We start from the raw sequence: 25,812 nt of genomic DNA on the forward strand, positions 1-25,812 counted from the left end.
CCGTATGGTAACCGACGCGCCTTCGGGCCAGCTATTCACCCGGGTAGCGCAGGCCGATCCTGGCCCGAACCGCGTCGAGGGTGTGCATGATGGCGACCGATTCTTCGGCCGGCATGATGTCGCTCGAGAACTTGCCGGCTCGAATCAGGGCCTCGGCTTCGACCGCCTCGAAGTGCATCCCGCGGCCGGTGAACTCGGCCGGTACAAACGTTTCGAGTACGGTGCCGACCGTGTCCAGTACCCGAAAACCGGTCGGTGCGTACCAGACGGCGTCGATGTCGATGCGCCCCTCAGTGCCGATGATCGAAGCCGAGGTGGGGCCGCGGGTGTCACTTGCCGAGAAGGTCGTGGCGATCTGTCCCCCCCCATAGCGAAAAATCGTCGCGACCTGGGCATCCGCTCCGGTGGCCTTGAACGAGGCACTGGCCAGTATCGTTTCGGGCGCCCCGAACACAGCGTGCGCGAAATTCACCGGATAGACCCCCAAATCAAGCAAGGCACCGCCGCCCAGGGCCAGGGAGTTGATCCGGTGTTCCGGGTCGTCGGGAAGGTCCTGGGTATGGTCGGCGAGCACGCTGCGCACGTCGCCGAGCGTGCCGGCCGCCAGAATCTCGCGGATGCGCACCATGTGCGGCAGAAAACGGGTCCACATGGCTTCGAGCACGAGCAGATTCTTGCTCGCGGCCAGGTCGACGATCTGGCGGGCTTCCCGGGCGTTGAGCGCGATCGGCTTCTCGATCAGCACGTGTTTGCCAGCATTCAACGCGAGGGCAGCGTGTTCGGCATGAAACGGGTGCGGTGTCGACACGTAGATGACGTCGACCGCAGGATCGTTGACCAGCGCTTCGTAGCTGGCATGTGCCGTGGGAATGCCGAATTCGGCGGCGAAGGCATCCCCTGACGCTTGGCTGCGCGACCCGACGGCCTGCACCGTGTGGCCGTTTTGTACCAGGTCGCTCGCGAACAGGTGGGCGATACCGCCGGTGGCCAGGATTCCCCAGCGAATCGAATCTGTCATGCCTGGAGCTTATCGGCCGGCACCGACGCGGGGTTCTGGATGCCGATGCCTGAGATGATTCCGCCTCCGACCAGCAGAATTCCGGTGACGATTGCGGCGCGATGGAACCCATCGACGTCGAGCACCGGGCCCACGATAATGCTCGCCGCGGCGATGGCCACCAGTCCGGCGACCCGGGAGAGCGCGTTATTGACCGCGGAGGCAATGCCCGCCCGGCCGGGTTCTATCGCGCCCAGGATAGCGGAGGTCAGCGGCGCGACCGTGATCGTCAGGCCCAAGCCGAAGATGATGACGCCGGGCAGAACCTGGCTGGAATAGGCGACGGTCGAGTCGATGCGGAGCATGACGAAAAACCCGATACCGGCGATGATCGGCCCGACGCACATGAACAGACGCGGGCCAAATCGGCCAGCCAGACGGCCAACGACGGTGGACAGGGCAATGCTCAAAATGCTCACTGGCAACAGGGCCAACCCGGCGCGCGTCGCGCTGTATCCGCCAACCTGCTGCAAGAACACAGCGAGCAGGAACGTGCCGAGCGACAGGGCGGCGTAAATGAAGGTCGTCGCCACGTTTCCCACCCAAAAGTTGCGCACCCGAAACAGGCTGAGCGGCATCATCGGCGCTTTCGCACGGTTTTCGTGCCAGATAAACGCCGCAAAACTCAGCAGTCCGACGATGAGCGGCACCAGAATGACCGGGCTTCCCCAGCCGAAGGCGGCCTGTTCGATCAACGCGAAGACGGGCAGTGCCACGCCGAGCACTCCGAGAACCGCTCCGCTGACGTCGACACGGGGCGCGGCATCCGCTGCCTGGTCGCCCGGCAACCGCGCCAACAGAACCAGGGTGAGCGCGATCGGCACGATGTTGATGGCGAACACCAGCCGCCACGACGCCAGGTCGACCAGCAGGCCGCCGATGAGCGGGCCGGCGATGAAGGCTGTGCTGGTCCAGGCGGTCCAGGTTCCGATCGCGCGGGCCTGGCCGGCACCCGAAAACGTGCTGAAGATGAGGGCGAGCGAGCTCGGCACCAGCAGCGCACCAGCGACGCCCTGGATGGCACGTGCGCCGATCAGAAAGGGAGCGCTTGGAGCCACCGCACAGAGAACGGATGCCGAGGCGAACCCCACGAGGCCCCACAACAGCACCCGTTTGCGCCCGAACGCGTCGGAGAGCGAACCGGCCAGCAGAATAATGCCGCCGAGGGTGATGAGGTAAGCATCGACGACCCACTGCTGGGTCGAGATGCCTCCGCCCAGTTCACGGGTGATCGCGGGGAGGGCCACATTGATGACGGTGCCGTCGAGAAAGGCGATGAACGAGGCCAGCACCGCGACCACCAGAACAAGCCGTGGGGAATCGGTCGGTGAACGGGTCATGACGTGAATGAACCCCACGTGCTGCCGCGGCGTACCATATAGGTCAGACTAGACCAATGATCACCCTGCAGCAGGATGCCGATGGCTTCATCCGCATGAACCGGCACTTTCCCGATACCACGCTCATCAGCATCAGCTTCACAGAGGGGGCGGTGGGAGAATTCACCGGGGCCCAGTTGAACGCCATCTTTGACGACGCCCTGGCCGAGTTTCGCGGGCAGAACCGCCTCGAGGGAGCGAAAGGTTTTTCGCGGGCGCCGGCGAAAACCGTGCATCCCACGAAAAACATCACCGTCATCAAAGTGCACCCCGAAATGGCCCGCTAGCTGCGACCGGGCGCAGTCAGCGCAGTCAGCCTGTCCACGCCGATCGGTTCATCGGCCAGTAACGGCACGATCGCAACCCGATCGGCGTGGTCGAACACCCAGTCGATCTGGGTGACCTCGTTGGCGGCGCGCGCCAGCAAAAACGGTGACTCGGGGCGCGCCGCCGCAATGGAATTGTTGACTACCCAGCCCCACGGCTGGATTCCGGCTCGCTGAAGATCCTGCTGAAGCTCCTCGGCCTCGAGCACTGGCGTCGTCTCGGCCAGGGTGACGAGGAGCACCTTGGTCAGCGCGGAATCCTGCAGCCGCATCAACGGGGTCACGAACGCCATGCCCTCCCCCATCTGACGCGCGATTTCACGATGGTACGACCCCGTGGCATCGAGCAACAGTAAGGTGTGGCCGGTCGGAGCGGTATCAACGACAACGAATTCGTGCCGCGATTCATGTACGGCCTTCGAGAATTGCCGAAACACCGCGACCTCATCGGTGCACGGCGAGAGCAGGTCTTCGGCCAGGGCGGCCCGGCCGTCGTCGTCGAGATTCTTGCCCTTGGTAGCCATGACGTGATTTCGATACTCCCGGATCGCCTCGTCCGGGTCGATGCGCGAGACGCGCAGCCCCGGCAGGGTTCCGTGCAGGGTGTCCACCAGGTGGGCCGCCGGGTCCGTCGTGGTCAGGTGCACCGCATGGCCGCGCCGAGCGAGGGAAACGGCGATTGCTGCAGCGATCGTGGTTTTGCCGACGCCGCCTTTTCCCATGCATAAAATCAGGCCGTGACCGGTCTGTTCCAGTTCGTCGACGAACTGGCCGAGCGGGGCATTCGGCACTTCGACCGGGGTCTGCGGCGATACTCCACCATCGTTGCCGGCTTGAAACAGGTCGCGCAGCGCTCTGGTACCCGTCATGTTGCCGGTTTTGAGCTCGAGCAGATCACGCGGCAGGCTAGCGATGGTCGGAGGAATACCGTCCAGCGCGGCCGACTCGCGTTTGCGCACCGCTGCGGCTATCGGCTCTGTTCCCGCGCCAACTGGCAGCAGTCCATTGATAACGACATAGCCGCCAAGAATTCCGATCTGCGCCAGCTCAGCGTGGGTGCGATCGATCTCGCTCAAAGCGGATGCCTGCGCGCGCGCCACGAGCACCAGCCGCGTACGCCGCGGGTCGGCCAGGGCAGCGACCGCAGCCGCATACACCGTCTTGTGCTTCTCCAGCCCGGATAGCGGGCCGAGGCACGACGGATCACCCTTACCCGCATTCAGAAACTCCGTCCAGGAGCCGGGCAACTGCAGCAGGCGGATGGTGTGTCCGGTCGGCGCGGTGTCGAACACGATGTGGTCGTAGGTCTGGAGCAGGCTGTCATCGGTCAGCAGGTTCGTGAACTCGTCGAACGAGGCAACCTCGGTAGTACACGAACCGGACAGGCCCTCAGCAATGCTGGCCAGCTCCCGCTCCGGCAAAAGCCCCCGAACCGGCGCGATAATGCGTTCGCGATAGGCATCCGCGGCCTGCTCCGGGTCGATTTCGAGGGCGCTGAGACCGGCAATGGCCTCAATCAGAGTGACCGTGTTGCCGATCGTGACACCGAATACCTGCCCGATGTTGGACGCCGGGTCGGTACTCACCAGCAACACTCGGCCGCCCCGGGTGGCCAGCTCGATAGCCGAAGCGCAGGCAACGGATGTCTTGCCGACGCCACCCTTACCGGTGAAAAACAGAAAGCGGGGCGGGTCTTTCAAAAACTTCATGGTGCTAGCAGCAGCCGGTGGCGCCGCCGCAGCATCCGCTTTCAGATTTTTCGGTCAGGCCGAGCTGGACTCGCTCGGCTGGCTCGCTCGTGACGGGAGCGAGGCCGGCGAAGGCGAGCAGTTGGGTTTTCGAGGGATAGCTACCGGTCGCGACGGTGACACCATCGACGACGGTGAGCGGCAGCCCGGTCGAACCGACGACGTGCATGAAGGCGCGCACGGTCTCATCCGTGGTGAAAGCGAGCGGGTCGGTGGCCAGGTTATGGCGTTGGATGTCAGCGCCAAGGTCCTGCAGGCTGCGCACGGTCGCGGTCACCTCGACCAGGGACTGGTCGACATCGACGCCGCAGACTCCGGTGTCGCAGCACAGTGCCGGTTCGTAGATTCGGATGGCAGCCATGTGGATCTCCCTCAAAAGTTGAGCCTTCACTCGTTATATCGATAAGAATCAATGTAGCAGTAGGCTGGTGCCGCATCTACCGGAAGGAATCAATTCATGACCGAGAAATCTGAGATCACGGAACGTGTTCGTGCACGTTACGCGACGGCCGCAGTGCAATTGAGTGACGTCTCGAGCACGTCGTGCTGCGTGCCGACCGATTTAGGCAACGGCGACGTGTTCGGCTCCGCGCTTTACACCGGAAACGAAAATTTAGAGATACCCGAAGAGGCGTTTCTGGCCAGTTTGGGCTGCGGCAATCCGACAGCTGTCGCCGACCTGCACCCGGGAGAAACGGTACTCGACCTCGGTTCCGGCGGCGGTATCGACGTGCTGCTCTCCGCACGTCGTGTGGGCCCAACGGGCTTCGCCTACGGGCTCGATATGACCGATGAGATGCTCAGGCTCGCCCGAGCTAATGCGGCGAAGGCCCAAGCCACCAACGTGGAGTTCATCAAGGGTCAGATGGAAGCCATCCCCCTGCCCGGCGCAACCGTCGACGTGATCATCTCCAACTGCGTAATCAACCTGTCCACCGACAAGAATGCGGTGATCTCCGAGATGTTCCGGGTCTTGAAGCCCGGCGGGCGCCTCGGAATCTCCGACGTGGTGGCCGAAAATCACCTGAGCGCAGAGGACCGCATCGAGCGCGGCAGTTATACCGGCTGCATCGCCGGGGCCCTCTCGAACCAGGAGTACCTGGACGCTCTCGCCGCGGCAGGATTTGTCGACGCGACTGTGGAATATACCCACGAAGTCGCCCCCGAAATGCACGGGAGCATCGTGAAGGCGGTCAAACCCAGCGTCTAGTCCCGGGCGCTTTGTTGCAGGGAGCGGCCGGTCCCCACGAGCAGCAATCCTGAACCAGAAAGCGGGACCGCTACAGCCAGAAATGACACTGCATGTGCTTGCGGATAAGTCAGCGACCACTGTAACGTCAGTGCATGCTGACTACTGCCTCACGTCTGGATGTACTGAATCGGCTGGGGCGGGCCTTGGCGGATCCGACCCGATCGCGGATTTTACTGAGCCTGCTGGACGCCCCTGGTTATCCCAGCCAGCTTGCGGAGGGGCTGCGACTGACGCGCTCGAATGTATCGAACCATCTGAGTTGCCTACGGGGTTGCGGCATTGTGGTGGCCACGCCGGAGGGTCGGTCCACGCGATACGAGATTGCCGACCCGCATTTGACGCGTGCGCTGGTCGCGCTGGTCGACGTGGTCCTCGCCGTCGATGACGGTGACGCGTGCGCAGATGACACCTGTGACGTACCCGTGTGTTGCAGAGCCGAAACATGAGCGCGCCCTCGCCCCTTCACCTTCCGGCGCTGGGTCCGATTCGCAAACGCCTCCTCCAGCGCCGGATCCGCTGGATCGTCGCGATCACGATGTGCTACAACCTCATCGAGGCCGTCATCGCCCTAGCGGCCGGATCCATCGCGTCGTCGGCTGCGCTGATCGGGTTCGGTCTTGACTCAATCGTGGAGGTACTCTCCGCTGCCGCGATTGCCTGGCAGTTCGCTGCGCCAGAACCAGAGCAACGGGAGAAGCTCGCGTTGCGCGTGATCGCGTTCTCCTTCTTCGCTCTCGCCGCGTACGTCAGCATCGACGCCGCGCTGTCGATCCTGGGGTTACGCAGACCCGAATACAGTCCGGTCGGTATTGTGCTCACGGCCATCAGCCTGGTGGTCATGCCGGTTCTGAGCTGGTGCGAACGCCGCATCGGCCGCGAGCTGGGTTCCGCCTCGGCGGTCGCCGATTCGAAGCAGACCCTACTGTGTGCGTATCTCTCGGCCGCGGTACTCATCGGGCTCGCGCTGAACGCCCTGCTCGGCTGGGCCTGGGCTGATGCGGTCGCCGCGCTGGTTATCGCGGGTTTCGCGATTCGAGAAGGCAGAGAAGCATGGAAAGGGGACACGTGTGCCACTTCGGTATCCGCGCTGACCGGTGAACGCACCCTCGAGCATGAGGCCGGCTCCTGAGATCCATGCCAGGCAATGGCTTACGACCAACCGGCGGGTCATTGTGCAATAATCTGCGTATGAATGCAGATACGGACAGGTACATGCTTGACGGGGATGTGATCGTCCAGGCGGGGCATGCCCGCGAGGTCACACCGGCGCACCACCGGCATCCGCTCGAACGAGCCAGTGACACCCACTGTGCCGTCGCCCATGTTTGAGGTCCTGCGTAACCGAACGTATCGCCGATTGTTCAGCGCGCAAGTCGTCGCGCTGATCGACACCGGAATGCTCACTGTAGCTCTCGGCCTCCTCGCGTTCGACCTCGCCGGCGGTGATGCCGGGATAGTGCTCGGCATCGCACTGACCATCAAGATGCTCGCCTATGTCGGCGTCGCCCCGGTCATTTCCGCGCTGACCACGCACGTGCCACGCAAGACCCTGTTGGTATCAGCGGATGCACTCCGCGCGATCGTCGCGCTCTCCCTGCCGTTCGTCACCGATGCCTGGCAGATCTACGTGCTCATCTTCGTGCTGCAAGCCGCTTCAGCCACCTTCACCCCCGCCTTTCAAGCCCTCATCCCGGAGGTCTTGCCGAAGGAGAGCGACTACACCCGGGCGCTGTCGCTGTCGCGACTGGCCTACGACCTTGAATCGCTGCTCAGCCCGATTCTCGCCGCCGCCCTCTTAACCGTTATCAGCTATCACTTCCTTTTTGTGGGAACGATCGTCGGGTTCGCTGGCTCCGCCCTGCTCGTGTTCACCGCCACTCTGCCGGCTCATCAGGTGGCCGTGACAACACCATTCTCGGAGCGCCTCACCCGCGGCGTTCGCGTCTTCGCACGCATACCGCAATTGCGCGCCCTGCTAGCCATGAACATGGTCGTCGCAACGTCGACCAGTATGGTCATCGTCAACACCGTCGTGCTTGTGCAAAGCCATTTCGGCCGCGCTCAGTCCGACTTTGCTCTCGCCCTCGCCTGCTACGGATTCGGGTCCATGCTCGTCGCTCTTGCGCTGCCCCGGGTACTCGAGCGCTTTGACGACCGAAACGTCATGCTGCTCGGCTGTGCGGTGTTGCCCACCGGGCTTTTGGCCCTCGCCGGTCTTGTTTTCGCGCCGCTAATACCCCTGACCTGGTCTGGTCTCCTCGTGATCTGGTTCGTGCTCGGCGCCGCGACCGCACTCATCCTGACGCCGTCGGCGCGGCTGTTGCGCCGCTCTTCCGACGAGACCAGCCGACCGGCCGTTTTCGCCGCCCAGTTTTCTCTGTCCCATGCCTGTTTCATCGTCACCTACCCACTGGCCGGGATACTCGGCGCCCTGCTCGGGTTGGCGCCAACTGCGAGCGTACTGGCCGGTATCGGGATACTCTCTGGGATCATTGCGTTTCGAGCCTGGACGACTCAGACGACACCTCTGGCACAGGCGGAATCAACGATCACCATCTGAGAGATGATGGTCTTGATCGATCGCGATGGCGGCGGAATGTGTTGTCGAAATCACGGTTTTGGCTCGGGTAAAATCGGCACTCAGGATTCGCCGCTGGCCGTGCGGTATTCTGCAAGAGAAGACATTCGGCAGTTCGGTCGTGGGCTGCTGGCAGAGAAGTAGGTGAAATGACGCTGGATCGTGCGGTGCGGTGGCGGCGCGCGCCCGCCTCCGCGTCTCCGTTCGTCTCCTTGCTCGCTCTTGCCGCGCTGTTGTTCGCAGTTTTCGCCGTTCATTCCGAAACCGCCGGGCACGCCATGCCCGCGCTGGTCCCTGCATCATCGGCTGTTGCTGCATCATCGGCTGTTGCTGCATCATCGGCTATTGCGGAGCACCAGACGTCGGTGACGGGTATGGCTGCAGTCATGGCAGCTCCCGTCTTCGCGGCGATCTCGTCCGGAAGCCTCCACGGGATGCTTGAATGCGCTCTGCTGGCGATGATGTGCGTTCTGTTACTGACTCTCGTCGTTCTGGTATTTCTGACTCGGCTACCGGCTAGGTATCGACGCCTGCTCGATACCTGCGTGATGTCGAGCTCCTGGCGCATCAGCGCCCAACCGCGTCAGCGGCCCAGTCTCACCCTTCTCTCCATCTGTCGCGTTTAGACCGAGATGCAGTTCCGAGCCAGCACGTGGCGTCGGAACTTTGCCGTGCCCGCGGGCACCGGTTTCTACCGCTAACAGACGAATGGATGAACGATGCTCAACCCCCGAACTTTCTTGTATGCTGCCGTGACCTTGGCAGCAGCTCTCACTCTCAGCTCATGCTCTGGAGGCAGCCCCGCCGCCGAATCAGCGGGCCCTGCTGCCAGCCAAAGCACAGCAGCGTTTGACTCCGCCGACGTGACCTTTGCCCAGATGATGATCCCCCATCATGAACAGGCCGTTCAAATGAGCGACGACCTACTCGCCAAGGACGGCCTCGATCAAAGCGTGGTCGACCTCGCGACCGAGATCAAGGCTGCGCAGAAACCGGAGATCGCCCAGTTGAAAGACTGGTTGACGGCGTGGGGCGAAGATGAGAACAGTATGTCGGACATGTCCGGCATGGGCGGCAGCTCTGCTGGGATGATGTCCGACGACGACATGATGGCGTTGCACCACGCCTCGGGAGCAGACGCCAGTTCCTTGTTCCTGAAACAGATGACTGCGCACCACGAGGGGGCCGTCGCGATGGCGCAGCTCGAAATTGATAACGGTAAGAATGCGGATGCCCAGGCGATGGCCGCCAATATCGTCAAGACGCAGTCGGCTGAAATCGCCGTCATGGCCGAGCTTCTCACCTCGCTCTAGAGCGGCACATTCGGGGCGGGTTCTTCTCTGGAAGGCCGGCCCCAGGACACCACCCTTCGTTTTCTGAATCACCTGCAAGGACATATTCATGTATCGCCGTCAATTTTTTCATCTAATAGGTATTTCCGGGACGGTGTTCCGTGGATAACACCGGTCACGTCGCCACGGCGCCGCCCATCCCCGGTGCCATTCCACCGGTGTCACGCCGCGATATCCGCGCTATGGAGAACATGGTGCGTGCGGGCCGATCCGGCTCATCGAAAACTGCGCCACCGGTCAAAGCCACCTCTCGGCCCATCCCGCTGCGCCAGCGTGCTGCGGCCGCCAGCGCCATGGCGATGATCGCGCTCTTTGCGATCGGCGCGTCCCTCCCCGCACTCGCGGTGAACACAGAACCACCGCAGGCCGCAGCTGCGAGCGCTGCGAAGACGGCCGATCTACAAAGTGTCACCGCCGCGGGTACAACATCCGTTCCCTTTCAACGTGACGGGTACACCATCACGGAAGCACCTGAACCGGCCTCGTACACCAAAGTTGCCAGCAATGGAAAATACGCCAGCCTGAGTCCGGGCCAGCTCACCGATCAAGGCTGGGCTCTACCTGTCCTGGGCCGAATATCGAGCCCGTTCGGTTCTCGGCCGAACAAACCAGTTGATGGTGTCGGCGACTTTCACAACGGCACCGACATTGCCGCCCCCTGCGGCCAGCCCGTCTTCGCGGCGACCGGAGGAAAAGTTGTCACCTCGGGCTATCAGGGCTCCTATGGCAACTGGGTTCTCATCGACCACGGCAACGGCATCGAGACAGGTTATGCCCACAATAGCCAGCTTCTCGTTGATTCCGGTCAGATGGTTGTAGCCGGTGAAATCATTGCCATAGTGGGATCAACGGGTGCGTCCAGCGGCTGCCACATGCACTTTGAAACGCGCGTCGACGGTGACGGCATCGATGCAGAAACATTCATGAGCGCCCGAGGAGTCACTCTTGGTTAAAATCAACCGATCAACACGCCGGATCAGTGCGTTATCCGTACCGCTCGTTAGCCTCATGGTTCTGACGGGGTGTTCGGCCAACGATGTGGATCCGACAGCGGTATCGCCCAGCACTGCCGCCATGGCGAACGCTTTCGAACACGTGCATGGCCTCGGCGCCGATCCTCTCACGGGAGACACCTACGCGGCCACGCACCAGGGGGTGTGGCTCATCCCGACCGGAATGCTGCCAGACACCTATCTGACCGGAGCGCCACGAGCAGACCTGACCCAACCGATGCAGCTCGCCGGCCTGGCGCAGGACACGATGGGCTTCACCGTGGCCGCGCCCGGCCAGTTGATGGCATCGGGCCACCCTGATCCGACCGAACCCAGCGATCTGGCGCTTCCCAATTTGGGACTTATCTCCAGCACAGACGGTGCGTCTTCCTGGACACCGCTGTCGCTGGCCGGCAAGACCGATTTTCACGATTTGGATGCCGTCCCCCTCGACGACGGCACCCTCCGTGTCTACGGTTACGACGCGGGCGCTGGGACCATTTCCGTCAGTGACGACTCCGGCCTCACGTGGTCAGCGGGAGGACAGCTCGCACTCCGCGACCTGAGCGCAGATCCAGCCCAGGTCGATCTGCTCTACGCAACGACCGCCGCGGGCGTTCTGGTGAGCACCGATGCGGGGCGCACATTCACCGCGTTGGACGGAGCACCGGGGCTACTGCTTCTGGATTTTGCCGGCGGCGGATTGGTCGGCCTGGATCCCGACGGCGGAGTCTGGCGCCAGGACGCCGAGACGTGGACGCAAACCGGAACGACCGGTCGCACCCCCGAAGCGTTCACCGTCGTCGGCAAATCCTCCCCCTGGATCCTCGTCGCGGACGCCACCGGCATCGCCGCCAGCAGTGACTATGGAAGCACCTGGACCACACTGGTATCGCTGTCCAGCTAGCCGGCACACCGCCGAACGACACCGGGATACCTCACTGCCCCATCGCGTGGCACGCCCCAGACGACGTGATTGGCTTGTTGTCCCACGTGCACTACTACACCTGCCCAGGCACCGGCCTTTTTTCCGATCTGAATATGTTCGGCTGACTTCCAGCAAGAAAAGATACCCCCAGAGGTATCATTGCGTATCGACTAATCACGAAAGGAATCACATCATGATGTGGGGCAATGGAAGTATGGGGTGGGTCTGGGGGTTCGGATTGATGGCTTTGGTCGGCGTCGCCATTCTCGTGTACATCGTCATTCGTTTATCTACCAAAAACGGGCAGAGTGGCCCCTCGTCGCCGGCTGTTCCCGCGTCGCCCGATCTCACCAGCGCGCGGAAAATCCTCGACGAGCGTTTCGCTCGCGGGGAGCTAACACCAGAGCAGTACCGCGAGCAGATACGGGTGCTCGCCGAAGGCCGATGATGGTTGACATCAGCCGCCGAAACGCTCTCATTCTGGGCGGGGTAGGAATTGGCGGGGTAGCCATCGGAGGGACTGGCTTGCTCGTGAATCAACAATCAGTCAGGCCGCTGGCCTCAGAATCTGCGTCCGGGGCCATTTTCGTTCAGCCCACCGAATTGCGCAGCTCCAACGGCGTGCTGACGGTGGCCTTGGAGTCGACGTCTCAGCACGTGAGCATTGCCGGTAAAGACGTGCGCGCGCTCAGCTACAACGGGGGCGTTCCGGGCCCCACACTGCGCGTTCGAGCCGGCGATATTCTCAATGTCAACCTACGTAACGGCCTGACCGATCCAAGCAACCTGCACGTGCACGGCCTCCACGTTTCTCCGGAGAACAACAGCGACAACATGTTCGTCACGATCGAAGCCGGCGACTCCTTCGACTACCAGTACGAACTGCCCGACAATCACGCACCGGGCGTGTACTGGTACCACCCGCACCACCACGGCTTTGTCGCCGACCAAGTCTTCGGAGGTCTCTATGGCGCCATCATCGTGGAAGACCCTGAGGAGATTCCCGCCACCCGGGAGCGCGTCCTTGTCATCTCCGACATCACCTTCGATTCATCCGGCACCATTGCAGCTGCCACCGAGATGGAAAAAATGTCGGGCCGGGAGGGCGAGCTCGTTCTAGTGAACGGGCAGCGTGATCCCCTGCTGAATGCCAGCCCCGGCGAGCGGGAACGCTGGCGAGTCATCAACGCCTGCACCTCCCGCTATCTGCGGCTTCGACTCGACGGACAGCAACTCACCCTCCTCGGTATCGACTCCGGCCGATTTGAATCCGCCCGCAACGTTGACGAAGTCGTCCTGGCTCCGGGCAATCGCGCAGACCTGCTCGTGACGGCACGCGCTGGCACATCCACCCTTCGCGCGCTCCGTTATGAGCGTGGCACGTCGGGCGGAATGATGGGCGGCGGCACGTTCAGTTCCGCTGATGTCGCACTGGCCACGTTCGCAGTCGCCGGCGCCGACACCGCCGCATTCACCGCTGTGCCCGACCAACTCTCACCAACAGACTTGCGTTCTTCTACCGTCACCGCCCGACGCGAATTGGTGTTCGCCATGGGAATGGGGGGCGGCATGAGCGGCGGCATGATGTCAGCCACGATCAACGACAGCACCTTTGATGCCACCCATGTCAACACGACCGTACAATTTGGAAGCGTCGAAGAATGGACCCTCACCAACACCAGCACTCTCGATCACCCTGTACACCTGCACGTCTGGCCGATGCAGATTATTGAACAGGATGACCGCCCAGTCGAGTCGGTGATCTGGCAGGACGTCGTGAACATACCGGCACGCAGCAGTGTACGCGTTCGGATCAAGTTCGATGATTTCAGCGGGCGAAGCGTCTATCACTGCCATGTCCTCGACCATGAAGACGCCGGCATGATGGGTATCATCGAAGCCCGCTGAACGAGGGAACCAGGGATGCCTCAACGAGTATCTGCTATCATTTGCGTATGAATGCAGATAAGCGGATATGTGGTCGTCTTCCCGAGGGCGACTTCGTCGAACTTGCCGTAGAAATCTTCTCGATGCTGGCGGACGCCACCCGGGTGCGTCTGATTGTCGCGCTGCGAGACGCGGGAGAGCTATCGGTGGGCCATCTGGCCGAAATCGTCGACAAGACCCCTGCGTCGGTGTCGCAGCATCTGGCGAAGATGCGCCTGGCACGCATCGTGGCAACACGACAAGAGGGCACACGCATTTTCTACCGCCTCGAAAACGAGCATGCCTCGCAGCTCGTGCGTGACGCGATCTTCCAAGCCGAGCACAGCCTTGGCGGTACGCCTCGCCACCACCACGCTGACCTTGCATCGACAAGCGCGGAGGCTGGCAGCGCATGACGAACTGACTGTCAGACGCGCCAATCCGCACCGGAGGTCGCGTCCTCGCAACACCCCATCGATCTTCCGCACGGGCGCACGCCAGTCCGAGGTTCGCTGGGCCGGCCTCGCGCTGCTGCTATTCCTCATCGTCATCTTCGCAACCATCGGAGCGATTAAAGCCCTCGTCACCCCCCGGCGACCAATTTTCGGGCCATTCCCGGCCAGGGCGTCGAAGGCATGGTCCACGGGCAAATCGTGCGTCTCGTTCAAGCCCCCAAGGAACGCACCGGTACGATCGTCGAAGTACTAGTCGACGACCAACTCACCGGAACGCTCAACCTCGAATCGGAATCGCGATGGGATGCCACGGCTGTGATCTCGCGCTCGAGACCGCCGACGCCGTCATCATCCGCGACGAACTCTCCGCAATCCCGAGCGTCATCGATCTCTCACGGAAGGCACACCGGTTTGTCGTGGCCAACCTCGTCATCACCGGAACATTCATCACCGTTCTCGTCACCTGGGACCTCATCTCGGCCATTCCCCTCCCCCTCGTCGTGGCTGGCCACGAAGGGTCCACCGTGCTCGTGGCCCTCAACGGCCCGCGACTACTTCGCGCAAAAGCCTGGCGCTAAGCCCGACCGATGGATCGAGCACCGATGGATCGAGCTCAGACAAGCCGCGTCCTGACGGCGGGCGGCTTCACCGTCAAGACGGTTAATCGGCCCGACCACCAGTTTCAGGTCCGCGTTCGCTTGTGCGCAGCCGGAGCAGCTCGGCCCGTTCAGACTTGGTGATTCCGGGCTCGCCGGTGTTGTTCCGGGTTCGCCGGTGTTGTTTCGGGCTTTGAAGGCGCTGACCTAACGGCCAAGTGATGCCTCGTTGGTGCCGGGCTCGAGGACCACGGTCGCAACCGCCCGACTGGCCTTGCCCCGTTTGTGGACACGGGTTCAGTCGCGATATGAACTTTCGCGGCCTAAGAGGTTTCGTGAAATGTAGGGTATCCTTACCTAACTAGCCCGTGCGCACCGTTCGAAAGTTTTCTCGTGCTCCACACCATGCCCGCACCACGACTGACCCTCCTCAATGGTTCAGACGACGACGTCGCATTCGTCACCGCCAGTGGAGATCTCAGCTACGCCCAGCTGGCCAGGATGGTCGCCATACGCCGCCTCGAGCTTGGTAGTGTCCGCCGACTCGTGATGCTGGAGGCAGCAAATGCCATCGAGCCGATCGTCACCTACCTTGCAGCCTTGGAAGGCGGCCACCCGGTGCTTCTGGTTGCACCGGGTGACGATGAAGCATCACGGACTCATCGCGCGTCGCTGGCTGAACGGTTCGACCCTGATGTCATTGCCGTCCGTGGCGGGGACGGCCCGGGCCTGCGGGAGATACGGCCCGGCTCCACGCACAGCTTCTCCGACGACCTCGCTATGCTCGTCAGCACCTCTGGGTCCACCGGGTCGCCGAAGCTCGTTCGGTTGTCCCGGCAAAACCTGCTGAGCAACGCACAAGCAATTGCGGCCTACCTGCGCATCACTCCGGCTGACCGGGCAGCAACCACGCTGCCGATGCACTACTGCTACGGCCTCTCGGTGCTGAACAGCCACCTCGTGTCGGGAGCGAGCGTCGTCCTCACCGAGCGATCGGTGGCCGACGCGATGTTCTGGGACGAGGCCGAGACACATCGGATCACTTCTTTCGCCGGCGTGCCTTACACCTTCGAGCTTCTCGAGGCGGGCGATTTCACCGATCGGTTGCCAGCGAGCATCCGCTACCTCACCCAGGCCGGCGGCCGCCTCGCCCCAGAAGCGGTGCGCCGCTTCGCACGCCTCGGTGAGCGTCGCGGGTTCGAATTCTTCGTGATGTACGGACAGACAGAGGCTACTGCGCGGATGGCGTACGTCCCCGCAGAGCTCGCCGACCACGCCGCCGGCAGTATCGGCCGCCCCATTCCTGGAGGTCACCTGCGCATCGATGCCGAGGCGGGAGCGGACGTCGGCGAACTCGTCTACGAAGGCCCTAACGTCATGCTCGGCTACGCCGAGACACCCGCCGACTTCGCGTTGGGGCGCACGGTCCACGAGCTTCGCACCGGCGATCTCGCTCGGCAATGCGAGGATGGCATGTTCGAGGTCGTCGGACGGCTCAACCGATTCGTGAAGGTGTACGGACTCCGGGTCGACCTCGATTCCGTCCAACGCCTCCTCGCCGAGGAAGGAATCGAAGCCCGTACGGCAAGCTCCGGAGAACGCTTGCTCGTATTCATCCGTGCGGCCCGGCACGTTGACAGGGCACGAACCCGCGCCGCCGCGCGACTCGGCATCCCCGCGCACGCGATACGCGTCTACCCCGTTAGCGAGTTTCCTCGCACAGCCAGCGGCAAGCCCGACCTTGCCTCGCTCGTCCGGTATGCCCAGATGATCGACGCCCAGGAGGCGCCGACAGCAGCGAACCCTGGGCAGGTCGCACTCTCTGACCTGATCCGTAACCTGTTCATCGTGCTCCTCGGGCGCCCAGACGCGACCATCGACGACACTTTCGCCGGGCTCGGCGGGGATTCGTTGAGCTACGTCGAGGTGGCCCTGCGGCTGGAGGATCTCCTCGGGGCGTTGCCGCGGGATTGGCCAGCACAATCGGCCCGGCACCTCGCGTCCTCGGCCTTCGGCCCTCCCCCACAGGCCGACAGCACGGCCGTGGGCGAAACGGCGAAGCGTGGAGCGGCGGCAGTTGGGGTGTGGAGGGCCCGCTTTCCCCGGGTCGAGACTCCCGCCGTTCTCCGCGCACTTGCAATCGTGCTGATCGTCGGCACCCATGCCGACCTGATCACGGTGCAGGGCGGAGCACACCTGCTGCTCGCCGTCGCCGGATACAACCTGGCCAGGTTTCAGCTCGCCGACGTTGCAGGGGCCACGCGCGTTCGCCGCCTGCTCAGAAGCGCAGCCCAGATCGCGATTCCGGCCACGCTATGGATAGGGGCCGTTGCCGTATTCACCGGCAAGTACACCTGGACCACAGCGCTGCTGGTCAATAACCTCGTCCCCGGCGACGGCAAGTGGAACGAGCAATGGCAATTCTGGTTTCTCGAGGCCGCCGTCTGGACCATGCTCGGCTTTGCTGCGATGTTCCTCATTCGCCCGATCGACCGCCTCGAACGACGGCACCCGTGGACGTTCCCGGTCGTCTTGTTCGCGGCAGCCGTCACGACCCGATTCGCACTCGTCGGCATCGAAGCAGAAGGAATTGAACGCTACACCCCGGTCACCGTGCTCTGGTCTTTCGTGCTCGGCTGGGTCATCGCCCGCGCCGACAATAGCTGGAAGTGTGTAGCGGCATCGGGTGCGGCGATCGGCGGCACGATCGGATTTTTCGGGGATCCAGCGCGCGAAGCAGTCGTGGTGGCCGGAATACTGTTGCTGATCTGGGTGAAACGGTTGCGGATGCCACGCGCCCTCGTTCCGGCCGTTCGACTGCTGGCCAGCGCATCCCTGTTCATCTACCTCACCCACTGGATCGTCTACCCGACTTGGGAGGCCAGCGCCCCCTGGTTCGGAACGGTCTCGTCACTAGCCATCGGTGTCGCGGCGTGGTACCTGTATCGCCTGATCGGCCGAGCGCTCAATCACGCTGCCAGCACAGGCTTGAGGAGCCGCACCCCCTTGCAATCCGAAGTTGAACCGGTCGACATCAACGGATCGAGCCAACCGGGCAGGAATCGATGGGCAGCGGATCGGAGTGGGAGATTTCACTCCCAAGACATGAGTTCCCACGAGCCAGAGGCGGTGCCGGTCGGATCGTCTACTGAGCGGGCCGGACTGCCAGTGATCCTGCCCACGACCGTCGCTGGGGAGGAGCGAGCGTACTAATCAGTCAGGCCAAAATTGCGTGCGATATCTCGATACACGGGCGCACCCCAGACGCGCAAGAGAAAGCGGCACTGTGACCGTGCCCACGATCAGGGAGAATTTCGTCGGGGTTACACGCGGCCAGACAGCAGATCCGGATCAGGCGCGGACACGCAGGCTCGCCGACATGTTCTCGACGGTCGACCACGGCACCCCTCGCGCGGACTGTGGCTTGTGCAACATCTGGCGTTCTCGAAACTCGCGACCTGGGGCACGATCGCTTTCGAATGCGCTTTCATCCTCGTGCTATCGCCGTCCCGGCTGCCGCCCTGTCGATCGTGAGACTCGTCTTCTGCGCCGCATGATCCGATCCCGCGTGGATCGATGAGGTCATCGTCGGCTAATGCGGGAAGAGCGCGCCTTTACAGAGCCGACGGGCGCCATCCTCTGGGGCATGTGGAGGAACCGCGAGCGACGATCACCCCGCACTCACCGCGGCGTCCCTGGCGATTTCGTCGGGCACGAGCGTTTCGTCAGTGCAGCGGATGCTCGCACACTCCTCCGCAGCCATGATTTTGAATGCTTCCAACGACCTCGTCGAAGACAATTCAGACGCCGTTGCAGACACCCTCAATAACCGCGCACTTAAAACAAATGTGGGCGAATTGTGGGCAAATGTGACAATTTCCGAGAAGCATATCACTGAGACGAGTTTGGAAACTGACTCTGACCAGGAGTTTTAGTGGAGCCGCCTGTCAGAATCGAACTGACGACCTTCTCATTACGAGTGAGATGCTCTACCAACTGAGCTAAGGCGGCGTTACCAGAACGCCCCATAAGGCACTCGGTGACACAGCAGCCAAGCCTACTCGTTTCTGCGGGTGATTCTGTACACCTCGGCGAATGACGCTTCCCCGCGGTCCGACAACGGGCTCGCTCCATTGCCCGCAGACCAGCAGCGCCTGACATGACGGATGACGGCCACGGCCACGGCCACAGCCACAGCCACAGCCACAGCCACAGCCACCGGGCGAACATCAGGGCGCGCTAATACGGCTAGGCCTGATCCTGGGCGAGATCCGGCGCATCCGCCGTACAGCCTCGCTTGCTGGTCTGCTGTAAGTGGTCTTCGACGTCGCGCAGGGTAGCCGTGCGCATGCCCAAAAGGTAGGCGTTTTTTTGAGGACTGAGCGGCGCTGCTGGTGGATCTCCCGGTCTGCCTCCGTGCACTGCAAGCGCGGGGAGAGCAGCACTGACAGGTCAGCCAGTACGTCGCTGTCGGGGCACGTCAGTTTCGATCGACATGCTTCACGTTATTTCACAGCACGCAAATCTGCTCGGGTCAGCACTGCGGGTCGGACGCCGGCACGATACCGTCCACAAGATAGGAATCAACGGCATCGTTCACGCAAGAATTCGACTTGTTGTAGGCGGTGTGCCCCTCCCCCGTATAGGTCACCAGGCTGCCACTGTCGAGCTGTTCGGCCAGCTGCTGCGCCCAGACGTACGGGGTTGCTGGGTCGTTAGTGGTGCCGACAACCAGAATGGGTGCCGCCCCGGACGCGTGAATCTCGGTGCGTTCGCCGGTGAACTTATAGGGCCAATCGGCGCAGCCGATGTCGCCGAAGCTCATGAACGGGCCGATCACCGGGGCCGCGGCTTCGAGTTCGGCGGCCTGGGCGCGCATCACGGTCGGGTCGGCGTTGTACGAGTAGTCGATGCAGTTGATGGCCATGAATGATTCGGTCGAGTTGTCGGTGTAATTGCCGTCGGCGTCGCGGCCGTTGTAGGCATCCGCGAATTGAAACGCGCCCTCGGCGCTGCCGTGCAGCACGGTATCCAACATGGTGCTCAGTTGTGGCCAGGCTGTGGCCTGGTAGAGCGGGTAGATGATCGCCGTGAGTAGCGCGTTTCCGCCGAGTTGACGGCCGTCCTTGGCGGTGATGGGGCTCGCGTCCACCGAATTCAGCAGTGCACCGATCGTCGTCATCGCGCTGTCTACGCTTCCTCGGAAGGGGCAGTCCTTGCCCGCGAGACAGTCAGTGAGGTAGGCACGCAGGGCGTTTTCGAAACCCACCGCCTGGGTCTTGGTCACCTCGAAATTGCTGGTCGACGGGTCGACGGCCCCGTCAAGCACAAGACGGCCGACCTTCTCGGGAAAGAGTTCGGCATAAGTGGCGCCGAGAAAGGTGCCATAGGAATAACCGAGGTAGTTCAGGTGGGTATCGCCAAGCACCGCGCGCAGCAGGTCCAGGTCGCGGGCGGCGCTCTTCGTGTCGACCGTTCCGAGCAGCGGCCCGGTCTGCTGGGCACATGCCGCCGCGAAGGCATCCGAGGAGGCCGTGAGCTCGGCAATCCAAGCATCCGTGCCGCGCTCTGCGGTCGTCAGCCCATAGACGTACTCATCCATCGCCGCGGAGTCGTAACAGGAGACCGCCGAGGAGCGCCCGACGCCGCGGGGGTCGAAACCCACGATGTCAAAGCTCGCCTGCAAGGTGGCGTCCGTCGCATAGTCGAGGGAATCCTTGATGAAGTCATAGCCGGAGCCACCGGGCCCGCCTGGATTCACCAACAGCGAGCCGATCCGCTCGTTGCCGGTGGCGACGTGACGTACCAGGGCGAGCGATATATCCCCGGCGGCCGGGTCGGTGTAGTCGAGCGGCGCAGTGGCCTTGGTGCACTGCAGTTTCTCGCCACAGTCCTTCCACTGCAGCACCTGGCTGTAAAACGCCTCGAGGGTGTCCTTCACCTGCTCGCCGGTGGGGGTGGATTCAGTGGGTGCGGAATTCGTCGCAAAGAGGGTGGTGCATCCGCTGAGAGCGAGTGTAAGGGCCAGGGCTGCGGCCGCGATACTGGTAGCGCGATTGCGTCGGTTCAACGTGTTCCTTTTCCTAGCGTGGAGCGGATGCTGCGCTTCAGGCTACCGAAAGCGGCTGGGAGTGGCTGTGGATGAGGTCACTGCGGGTGACGTCACTGCGGGCGACATTACTGCGGGCGACGGATCGCCGAAACGAGCATCGCCTCGAGGGCGAGGGCCGGGGCGACGTTGGATTGAATACGCTGGCGCGCAACGGCAATCGCGTCCATCGTGGCAACCGTGGCTGCTGGAGCGCTGGCCACACTCGCCGTACGCAGCTCGACGAGCAACTCACGGTTGATCACGGCTTGTTCCCGGCCCAGCTGCACCATACAAATGTCCCGGTACAGCGAAGCAAGGTCAACCAGAATGCGGTCGATGCCGTCATGCAGGCTGCGTTTCGCCCGCCGCTTTTGGTCGTCTTCGAGATCTTTGATCTGGCCGCGCAGCCCCGGCGGTACGGACTGCCCCGTTTCGATTCCAAGCGAGCGCAGCATCCCGTCGCGCTCCGCGGCATCCAGCTCGAGGGTGATCGCCTTCGCATCGTCACCCGCGATCGCGAGCAACCGGGCAGCCGTATTGACGGCCGACGACACCGAACGGATACCGAGGGCCGCGCGCAGGGTCTCCTCACGTCGAGCCCGCGCATCCGCATTGGTGGCAAGCCGCCGGGCCATGCCGATGTGGCTTTGGGCGAGCCGGGCACTGAGCTCTGCAATGGCCGGGTCGACTCCGTTGCGGCGCACGAGCAGGTCGGCGACATCAGCAACACTCGGGACGCGCAGGCGCACGGTGCGCACGCGGGACCGAATAGTGGGAAGCAAGTCTGCCTCGCTCGGCGCGCACAAAATCCACACCGTGCGTTCGGGTGGCTCTTCGAGAGCCTTGAGGAGCACGTTGGACGTGCGCTCGACCATGCGGTCGGCATCTTCGACGACGACGACCCGGTACCGACCGACCGACGGCGAGTACTGTGAGCGGGCGACGGCCTCCTTGACGGTCTTCATCGGGATGATGACGCCCTCAGTACTGAGCACACTGAGGTCGGGGTGGGTGCGCGCGTCGACCTGGCGGGCCGCCGCACGGTCGCCGTCAGGGGTGCCGGGGCTCAGCAGTGCCGCCGCGAAAGCAAAGGCAAGGTTGGAGCGACCGGAGCCCGGCGGGCCGGTGATGAGCCAGGCGTGCGTCATGGAAGTCGATTCGGCCGTGGCGGAACCGGTACCGGACGGTGCCCGCTGCGCCGCTGCCCGAAAGATGGCGATCGCGTCGGCCTGTCCCGTTAGGTTGTCCCACACTGCCATGAGTCAAGGGTAACCCGACCCGCCGACACCGCCGTCGACGCGCCTCCCCCGCCTTCCGGGCCCGGGCCGGAACGCGGACCCGTGGCGATGGATCATGGTTCCGGTCGCGCAGGGCAGTAGTCGGCTCCGACGGTTACAGGAGGGGCGCCACTCGTGCGCAGATGCTCGCGGCGATATCAGCGGCGGGGGCTGCGGCATCCAGCACCAGAAACCGGTCGGGTTCGGCGGCCGCCAATGCGAGGAACGCAGCGCGCACGCGGGCATGAAAGTCGTTCTTCTCGGCCTCGAGCCGGTCGAAGACTTTATCGTCGGCATCGAGCCGGGCCCGGGCTGCGCGCGAGTCGAGGTCGAGCAGCACGGTCAGGTCGGGAAGCAGACCTTCGGCCGCCCAGAGCGACAGGTCTCGCACCTCAGTGGCGCCGAGAACTCGCCCGGCCCCCTGGTAGGCAACCGAGGAATCCAGATAACGGTCCTGCACGATCACGTCACCGCGGGCGAGCGCCGGACGCAGCTTGGTGCCCACGTGCTGGGCTCGATCTGCTGCATAGAGCAGCGCCTCAGCGCGCGGGTCCACCTCGCCGCGGTGGTGCAGCACGATCTCGCGAATCCGGGTACCGACATCCGTTCCCCCAGGCTCACGGGTGCGCACGACAGTGCGCCCCCGCTCTTCGAGCCAGTCGGAGAGCAGCTGCGCCTGCGTAGTCTTACCGGAGCCGTCGCCGCCCTCGAGGGTGATGAACAGACCGGTCACGACGCCGTCGGCGTGACCGTCGTCGTGGCAGCGGATTCAGCGGCCGAACTGGCCGATTGCCTCACGGCCGCTTTCTTGACGGCCGGCTTCTTCACGGCCGGTTTTTTGACCAGGGGCGTGCCGTTCAACGCGGCCTTGGCTGCCGCGTTTGCGGCCCGAGTCGCGGCCGCCTTCTTCGCGGTAGCCGCCTTCGCCGCTGCTGTCGGTGCCTTCTTGACTGCTGGCTTCTTGACGGCAGCTTTCTTGGCCGGTGCCTTCGTGCGCGGCGCGGCCGGGCCTTTGGCCCGCTTGTCGGCGAGCAGCTCAACGGCCCGGTCGAAGTCGATCTCCTCGATATCCTCCGACTTGGGAATGGTCGCGTTGGTGACCCCATCGGTCACGTACGCGCCGAACCGGCCGTCCTTGATCTTGATCGCCTTGCCGCTTTCGGGGTCGGGTGCTTCGAATTCCTTCAGCGCACTCGACGCCCGGCGGGCACCGTACTTCGGCTGCGCGTAAAGCTCGATCGCGCCCGGCAGGTCGATGTCGAAGATCTGGTCTTCGCTCGTGAGCGACCGGGTATCGATGCCCTTCTTCAGGTACGGCCCGAACTTGCCGTTCTGGGCCATAATCTCGGCGCCGGTCTCCGGGTCGAGCCCGACCATGCGCGGCAGGGCAAGTAGACGCAGCGCCGTTTCGAGGTCGACGGTGGCCAGGTCCATGGATTTGAAAATGGATGCTGTACGCGGCTTGTCAGCTAAGGCCACTTTTTTCGCGGCCGGCTTGCGCTTAGGCTTCGCGACGCTAACCTCGCCGGTGGCGGGGTCGATCGTTTCGACGGGGGCAGCCACAACGACCGGAACATCGGGTTCTGCTGCTGCCGGCGCGAGCTCTGTGACGTACGGCCCGAATCGGCCGTCTTTCGCGACGATTTCCTTTCCGTTCTCGGGGTTGAGTCCGATCACCCGGTCAGTGACGACGGGTGCGTCGATGAGCTCACGCGCTTTGGTCGCGGTCAGTTCGTCAGGGGCGAGTTCCGGCGGGATATTGACTCGGCGGGGCGGGGCATCCGCTGCCGCGTCGGGGTCGATGACCTCAAGATAGGGACCGTACTTGCCAATACGCAGGGTGATGTCGTTGCTGATAGCGACCGAGTTGATCACGCGCGGATCGATTTCGCCGAGGTTGTCGATGACCTGGCGGAGGCCCCGGTGCTTGTCGCTGCCGAAGTAGAAGCTGGTGAGCCAATCCAGGCGGTTGGCTTCGCCGCCGGCGATACGGTCGAGGTCGTCCTCCATCTCGGCGGTGAAGTCGTATTCGACCAGATCGCCGAAAAACTCTTCAAGTAGGCGCACGACCGAGAACGCGATCCAGTTGGGAACGAGCGACTGGCCGCGCGGCGTGACGTAGCCGCGCTCGGTGATGGTCGAGATGATCGAGGCGAACGTCGACGGGCGGCCGATGCCGAGCTCTTCGAGCTTCTTCACCAGGCTGGCCTCGGTGTAGCGAGCGGCGGGGGTCGTTTCGTGACCCTTGGCCTCGAGGCCCTGCAGTGCCAGGTTCTGGCCCTCTTCGAGCGGCGGCAGCTTGGACTCGGTCGCGTCCGTCGAAGCGTTACGCTCCTCGTCCTTCGACTCCTCATAGGCGAGCATGAAGCCGCGAAACGTGATGACGGTTCCACTGGCCGAGAATTCGGCTAGCGCACCCGACGCGGAGGCGTGCTCCGATGTGCCGGTCGGGCCGGCCGCAATAGTGACGGAAGCGGTCGAGCCGGTGGCGTCCTTCATCTGCGAAGCGACGGTGCGCTTCCAGATCAGGTCGTACAGCTTGAAGTCATTGCCACGCAGGCTCGACGCGAGCGACGCCGGGGTGCGAAAAGTGTCGCCGGACGGGCGAATGGCCTCGTGCGCCTCTTGAGCGTTCTTGCTCTTGCCTTTGTAGGCGCGCGGGGCCTCCGGAACCGTCTCGGCGCCGTAGAGCGTCGCGGCCTGGGTGCGGGCGGCGGTGAGAGCCTGTTGCCCGAGTGATGGCGAGTCGGTACGCATGTAGGTGATATACCCGTTTTCATACAGCGACTGGGCAACGCTCATGGTCTGGCGGGCGGTGAAGCGCAGCTTGCGCGCCGCTTCCTGTTGCAGGGTCGACGTCGTGAACGGTGCGGCGGGGCTGCGACGATAGGGCTTGGAGGTGACCTTGGTCACCTCCAGCTTCACACCGGGGCTTTTCAGAGCGATCGTCAGAGCCTGCGCGGCGGAGGCGTCGAGGGTGACGGCCTTCACGCTGGGCTTCAGCACACCGGAATCGTCGAAGTCGCCGCCGGTAGCAATTCGCTCACCGTTCAGTCGTACGAGCTTCGCATCGAACGCCTGGTCATCCTGCGAAGCGGATGCCGCCAGTCGCGCGAGCAGATCCCAGTAGCCAGCGGAGACGAACGCGAGGCGCTCCTTCTCCCGGTCGACGACGAGGCGGGTCGCGGCGCTCTGCACACGGCCGGCGGACAGGCCGGGGCCGACCTTGCGCCACAGCACCGGGGAGATCTCGTAGCCGTAGATGCGGTCGAGGATACGGCGAGTCTCCTGCGCGTCGACGAGGGCGGTGTCGAGGTCGCGGGTGTTGTCTTTGGCGGCGAGGATAGCGTCTTTGGTGATCTCATGGAAAACCATGCGCTTGACCGGGACCTTGGGCTGCAGCACCTGCAGCAGGTGCCAGGCAATGGCCTCGCCCTCGCGGTCCTCATCAGTTGCGAGCAAGAGTTCGTTCGCATTCTTCAGGGCCCGTTTGAGCTCACTGACGGTCTTCTTCTTGGCGTCGGAGACCACGTAGTACGGTTCAAAGCCGTTCTCCACGTCGACCGAGAAGCGTCCGAGGGCACCCTTCTTGAGCTCAGGCGGCAGGTTTTTCGGCTCGATCAGATCGCGAATGTGACCGACCGAAGACAACACCTCGTAGCCGTCGCCGAGATACGCGGCGATCGACTTCATCTTGGTCGGTGATTCAACAATGACCAGCTTCTTAGTGCCTGGCACCAGACTCCTCTTTATACGTAGTGACCACATGATGGGCCAAGGCACACCATACACACCGGAATGGAGTGCCTGCCTAATTGACGGGCGCGTCTCGGCGCGTCACGCTCGCGCACATGG

Annotated in this window: 22 protein-coding genes and 1 tRNA gene; 14 read left to right on the forward strand and 9 right to left on the reverse strand. The window is 63.4% G+C overall.

All coding sequences use genetic code 11. The features are described 5' to 3' along the window. Positions 1-31 precede the first annotated feature (31 nt). Positions 32-1,018 carry a Gfo/Idh/MocA family protein gene (locus tag E3T38_RS02590; protein ID WP_134545963.1) on the reverse strand — a complete coding sequence of 329 codons (987 nt, stop codon included), beginning with the start codon at positions 1,016-1,018 and terminating at the stop codon, positions 32-34. Further along, a complete protein-coding gene (locus tag E3T38_RS02595) occupies positions 1,015-2,397 on the reverse strand; it encodes a DHA2 family efflux MFS transporter permease subunit (protein WP_134545965.1) in 1,383 nt (460 codons plus the stop codon). The genes E3T38_RS02590 and E3T38_RS02595 overlap by 4 nt, the downstream gene beginning before the upstream one ends. Positions 2,398-2,453: 56 nt before the next feature. Here E3T38_RS02595 and E3T38_RS02600 point away from each other — a divergent pair, with 56 nt between their 5' ends. After that, complete coding sequence (locus tag E3T38_RS02600; protein ID WP_134545967.1) at positions 2,454-2,723, forward strand: hypothetical protein; 270 nt, start codon at positions 2,454-2,456, stop codon at positions 2,721-2,723. Here the strand turns inward: E3T38_RS02600 and arsA are convergent. Both arsA and arsD read right to left on the reverse strand, forming a co-directional pair. Further along, positions 2,720-4,471 (reverse strand): arsenical pump-driving ATPase, encoded by a 1,752-nt coding sequence (gene arsA, locus E3T38_RS02605; RefSeq protein ID WP_134545968.1) that lies wholly within the window; start codon positions 4,469-4,471, stop codon positions 2,720-2,722. The two genes, E3T38_RS02600 and arsA, sit on opposite strands and share 4 nt — an antisense overlap. 4 nt (positions 4,472-4,475) lie before the next feature. Beyond that, a complete protein-coding gene (arsD, locus tag E3T38_RS02610) occupies positions 4,476-4,871 on the reverse strand; it encodes an arsenite efflux transporter metallochaperone ArsD (RefSeq protein WP_134545969.1) in 396 nt (131 codons plus the stop codon). Between the two features lie 96 nt (positions 4,872-4,967). Between arsD and arsM the strand changes: the two genes are divergently transcribed. The 13 genes from arsM (at position 4,968) to E3T38_RS02675 (ending at position 17,802) form a co-directional block, all read left to right on the forward strand. Next, positions 4,968-5,720, forward strand: a complete 753-nt coding sequence (gene arsM, locus E3T38_RS02615; protein ID WP_134545970.1) for an arsenite methyltransferase — start codon at positions 4,968-4,970, stop codon at positions 5,718-5,720. 134 nt (positions 5,721-5,854) lie between these two features. Beyond that, positions 5,855-6,208 carry a helix-turn-helix transcriptional regulator gene (locus E3T38_RS02620; protein WP_134545971.1) on the forward strand — a complete coding sequence of 118 codons (354 nt, stop codon included), beginning with the start codon at positions 5,855-5,857 and terminating at the stop codon, positions 6,206-6,208. Continuing rightward, positions 6,205-6,891 carry a cation transporter gene (locus tag E3T38_RS02625; RefSeq protein WP_134545972.1) on the forward strand — a complete coding sequence of 229 codons (687 nt, stop codon included), beginning with the start codon at positions 6,205-6,207 and terminating at the stop codon, positions 6,889-6,891. The genes E3T38_RS02620 and E3T38_RS02625 overlap by 4 nt, the downstream gene beginning before the upstream one ends. Before the next feature lie 192 nt (positions 6,892-7,083). Continuing rightward, a complete protein-coding gene (locus tag E3T38_RS02630; protein WP_134545974.1) occupies positions 7,084-8,322 on the forward strand; it encodes an MFS transporter in 1,239 nt (412 codons plus the stop codon). Positions 8,323-8,325: 3 nt separating this feature from the next. Beyond that, positions 8,326-8,484: a hypothetical protein gene (locus tag E3T38_RS16575; RefSeq protein ID WP_166805392.1), complete on the forward strand. Its 159-nt coding sequence runs from the start codon at positions 8,326-8,328 to the stop codon at positions 8,482-8,484. A 719-nt stretch (positions 8,485-9,203) separates the two neighbouring features. Beyond that, positions 9,204-9,653, forward strand: a complete 450-nt coding sequence (locus E3T38_RS02640; protein WP_370448976.1) for a DUF305 domain-containing protein — start codon at positions 9,204-9,206, stop codon at positions 9,651-9,653. Between the two features lie 140 nt (positions 9,654-9,793). Next, on the forward strand, positions 9,794-10,645 hold the full coding sequence (locus E3T38_RS02645; protein WP_134545980.1) for a M23 family metallopeptidase: 852 nt from the start codon (positions 9,794-9,796) through the stop codon (positions 10,643-10,645). 121 nt (positions 10,646-10,766) lie between these two features. Next, complete coding sequence (locus E3T38_RS02650) at positions 10,767-11,591, forward strand: exo-alpha-sialidase (protein WP_134545982.1); 825 nt, start codon at positions 10,767-10,769, stop codon at positions 11,589-11,591. Between the two features lie 214 nt (positions 11,592-11,805). Further along, positions 11,806-12,060, forward strand: coding sequence for an SHOCT domain-containing protein (locus E3T38_RS02655; protein ID WP_134545984.1), 255 nt, complete (start codon positions 11,806-11,808; stop codon positions 12,058-12,060). After that, entirely contained in the window at positions 12,060-13,520 is a 1,461-nt protein-coding gene (locus tag E3T38_RS02660; protein ID WP_134546410.1) for a multicopper oxidase family protein, read from the forward strand. The genes E3T38_RS02655 and E3T38_RS02660 overlap by 1 nt, the downstream gene beginning before the upstream one ends. A gap of 47 nt (positions 13,521-13,567) precedes the next feature. Next, positions 13,568-13,954, forward strand: coding sequence for a metalloregulator ArsR/SmtB family transcription factor (locus E3T38_RS02665; RefSeq protein WP_134545986.1), 387 nt, complete (start codon positions 13,568-13,570; stop codon positions 13,952-13,954). A gap of 338 nt (positions 13,955-14,292) precedes the next feature. After that, entirely contained in the window at positions 14,293-14,571 is a 279-nt protein-coding gene (locus E3T38_RS02670) for a hypothetical protein (RefSeq protein ID WP_198417284.1), read from the forward strand. Between the two features lie 423 nt (positions 14,572-14,994). After that, positions 14,995-17,802 (forward strand): AMP-binding protein, encoded by a 2,808-nt coding sequence (locus tag E3T38_RS02675; protein ID WP_134545988.1) that lies wholly within the window; start codon positions 14,995-14,997, stop codon positions 17,800-17,802. Between the two features lie 722 nt (positions 17,803-18,524). Here the strand turns inward: E3T38_RS02675 and E3T38_RS02680 are convergent. The 5 genes from E3T38_RS02680 to topA form a co-directional block, all read right to left on the reverse strand. Continuing rightward, positions 18,525-18,600, reverse strand: a tRNA-Thr gene (locus E3T38_RS02680). Positions 18,601-19,123: 523 nt separating this feature from the next. Then, positions 19,124-20,659 (reverse strand): alpha/beta hydrolase, encoded by a 1,536-nt coding sequence (locus E3T38_RS02685; protein ID WP_134545990.1) that lies wholly within the window; start codon positions 20,657-20,659, stop codon positions 19,124-19,126. Positions 20,660-20,766: 107 nt separating this feature from the next. Then, positions 20,767-21,939, reverse strand: coding sequence for a DNA polymerase III subunit delta' (locus tag E3T38_RS02690; protein ID WP_134545992.1), 1,173 nt, complete (start codon positions 21,937-21,939; stop codon positions 20,767-20,769). A gap of 133 nt (positions 21,940-22,072) precedes the next feature. Next, entirely contained in the window at positions 22,073-22,690 is a 618-nt protein-coding gene (tmk, locus tag E3T38_RS02695; RefSeq protein ID WP_241984259.1) for a dTMP kinase, read from the reverse strand. Next, entirely contained in the window at positions 22,687-25,695 is a 3,009-nt protein-coding gene (gene topA / locus E3T38_RS02700) for a type I DNA topoisomerase (RefSeq protein ID WP_134545996.1), read from the reverse strand. Before topA ends, tmk begins: the two co-directional genes overlap by 4 nt. Positions 25,696-25,812: the final 117 nt, after the last annotated feature.

The organism is Cryobacterium sp. Hb1 (assembly GCF_004403585.1).
GTDB classification, from domain to species: domain Bacteria; phylum Actinomycetota; class Actinomycetes; order Actinomycetales; family Microbacteriaceae; genus Cryobacterium; species Cryobacterium lyxosi.

What these genes read in the sequence shown, in the direction of transcription:
- arsM (WP_134545970.1), top strand. Translation starts at nt 4,968, where the DNA reads ATGACCGAGAAATCTGAGATCACGGAACGTGTTCGTGCACGTTACGCG.
- E3T38_RS02595 (WP_134545965.1), bottom strand. Translation starts at nt 2,397, where the DNA reads ATGACCCGTTCACCGACCGATTCCCCACGGCTTGTTCTGGTGGTCGCG.
- E3T38_RS02630 (WP_134545974.1), top strand. Translation starts at nt 7,084, where the DNA reads ATGTTTGAGGTCCTGCGTAACCGAACGTATCGCCGATTGTTCAGCGCG.
- E3T38_RS02675 (WP_134545988.1), top strand. Translation starts at nt 14,995, where the DNA reads ATGCCCGCACCACGACTGACCCTCCTCAATGGTTCAGACGACGACGTC.
- E3T38_RS16575 (WP_166805392.1), top strand. Translation starts at nt 8,326, where the DNA reads ATGATGGTCTTGATCGATCGCGATGGCGGCGGAATGTGTTGTCGAAAT.
- E3T38_RS02665 (WP_134545986.1), top strand. Translation starts at nt 13,568, where the DNA reads ATGAATGCAGATAAGCGGATATGTGGTCGTCTTCCCGAGGGCGACTTC.
- E3T38_RS02650 (WP_134545982.1), top strand. Translation starts at nt 10,767, where the DNA reads ATGGCGAACGCTTTCGAACACGTGCATGGCCTCGGCGCCGATCCTCTC.
- E3T38_RS02690 (WP_134545992.1), bottom strand. Translation starts at nt 21,939, where the DNA reads ATGGCAGTGTGGGACAACCTAACGGGACAGGCCGACGCGATCGCCATC.
- E3T38_RS02600 (WP_134545967.1), top strand. Translation starts at nt 2,454, where the DNA reads ATGATCACCCTGCAGCAGGATGCCGATGGCTTCATCCGCATGAACCGG.
- E3T38_RS02655 (WP_134545984.1), top strand. Translation starts at nt 11,806, where the DNA reads ATGATGTGGGGCAATGGAAGTATGGGGTGGGTCTGGGGGTTCGGATTG.
- E3T38_RS02660 (WP_134546410.1), top strand. Translation starts at nt 12,060, where the DNA reads ATGGTTGACATCAGCCGCCGAAACGCTCTCATTCTGGGCGGGGTAGGA.
- arsA (WP_134545968.1), bottom strand. Translation starts at nt 4,471, where the DNA reads ATGAAGTTTTTGAAAGACCCGCCCCGCTTTCTGTTTTTCACCGGTAAG.
- E3T38_RS02670 (WP_198417284.1), top strand. Translation starts at nt 14,293, where the DNA reads ATGGGATGCCACGGCTGTGATCTCGCGCTCGAGACCGCCGACGCCGTC.
- arsD (WP_134545969.1), bottom strand. Translation starts at nt 4,871, where the DNA reads ATGGCTGCCATCCGAATCTACGAACCGGCACTGTGCTGCGACACCGGA.
- E3T38_RS02590 (WP_134545963.1), bottom strand. Translation starts at nt 1,018, where the DNA reads ATGACAGATTCGATTCGCTGGGGAATCCTGGCCACCGGCGGTATCGCC.
- E3T38_RS02620 (WP_134545971.1), top strand. Translation starts at nt 5,855, where the DNA reads ATGCTGACTACTGCCTCACGTCTGGATGTACTGAATCGGCTGGGGCGG.
- E3T38_RS02625 (WP_134545972.1), top strand. Translation starts at nt 6,205, where the DNA reads ATGAGCGCGCCCTCGCCCCTTCACCTTCCGGCGCTGGGTCCGATTCGC.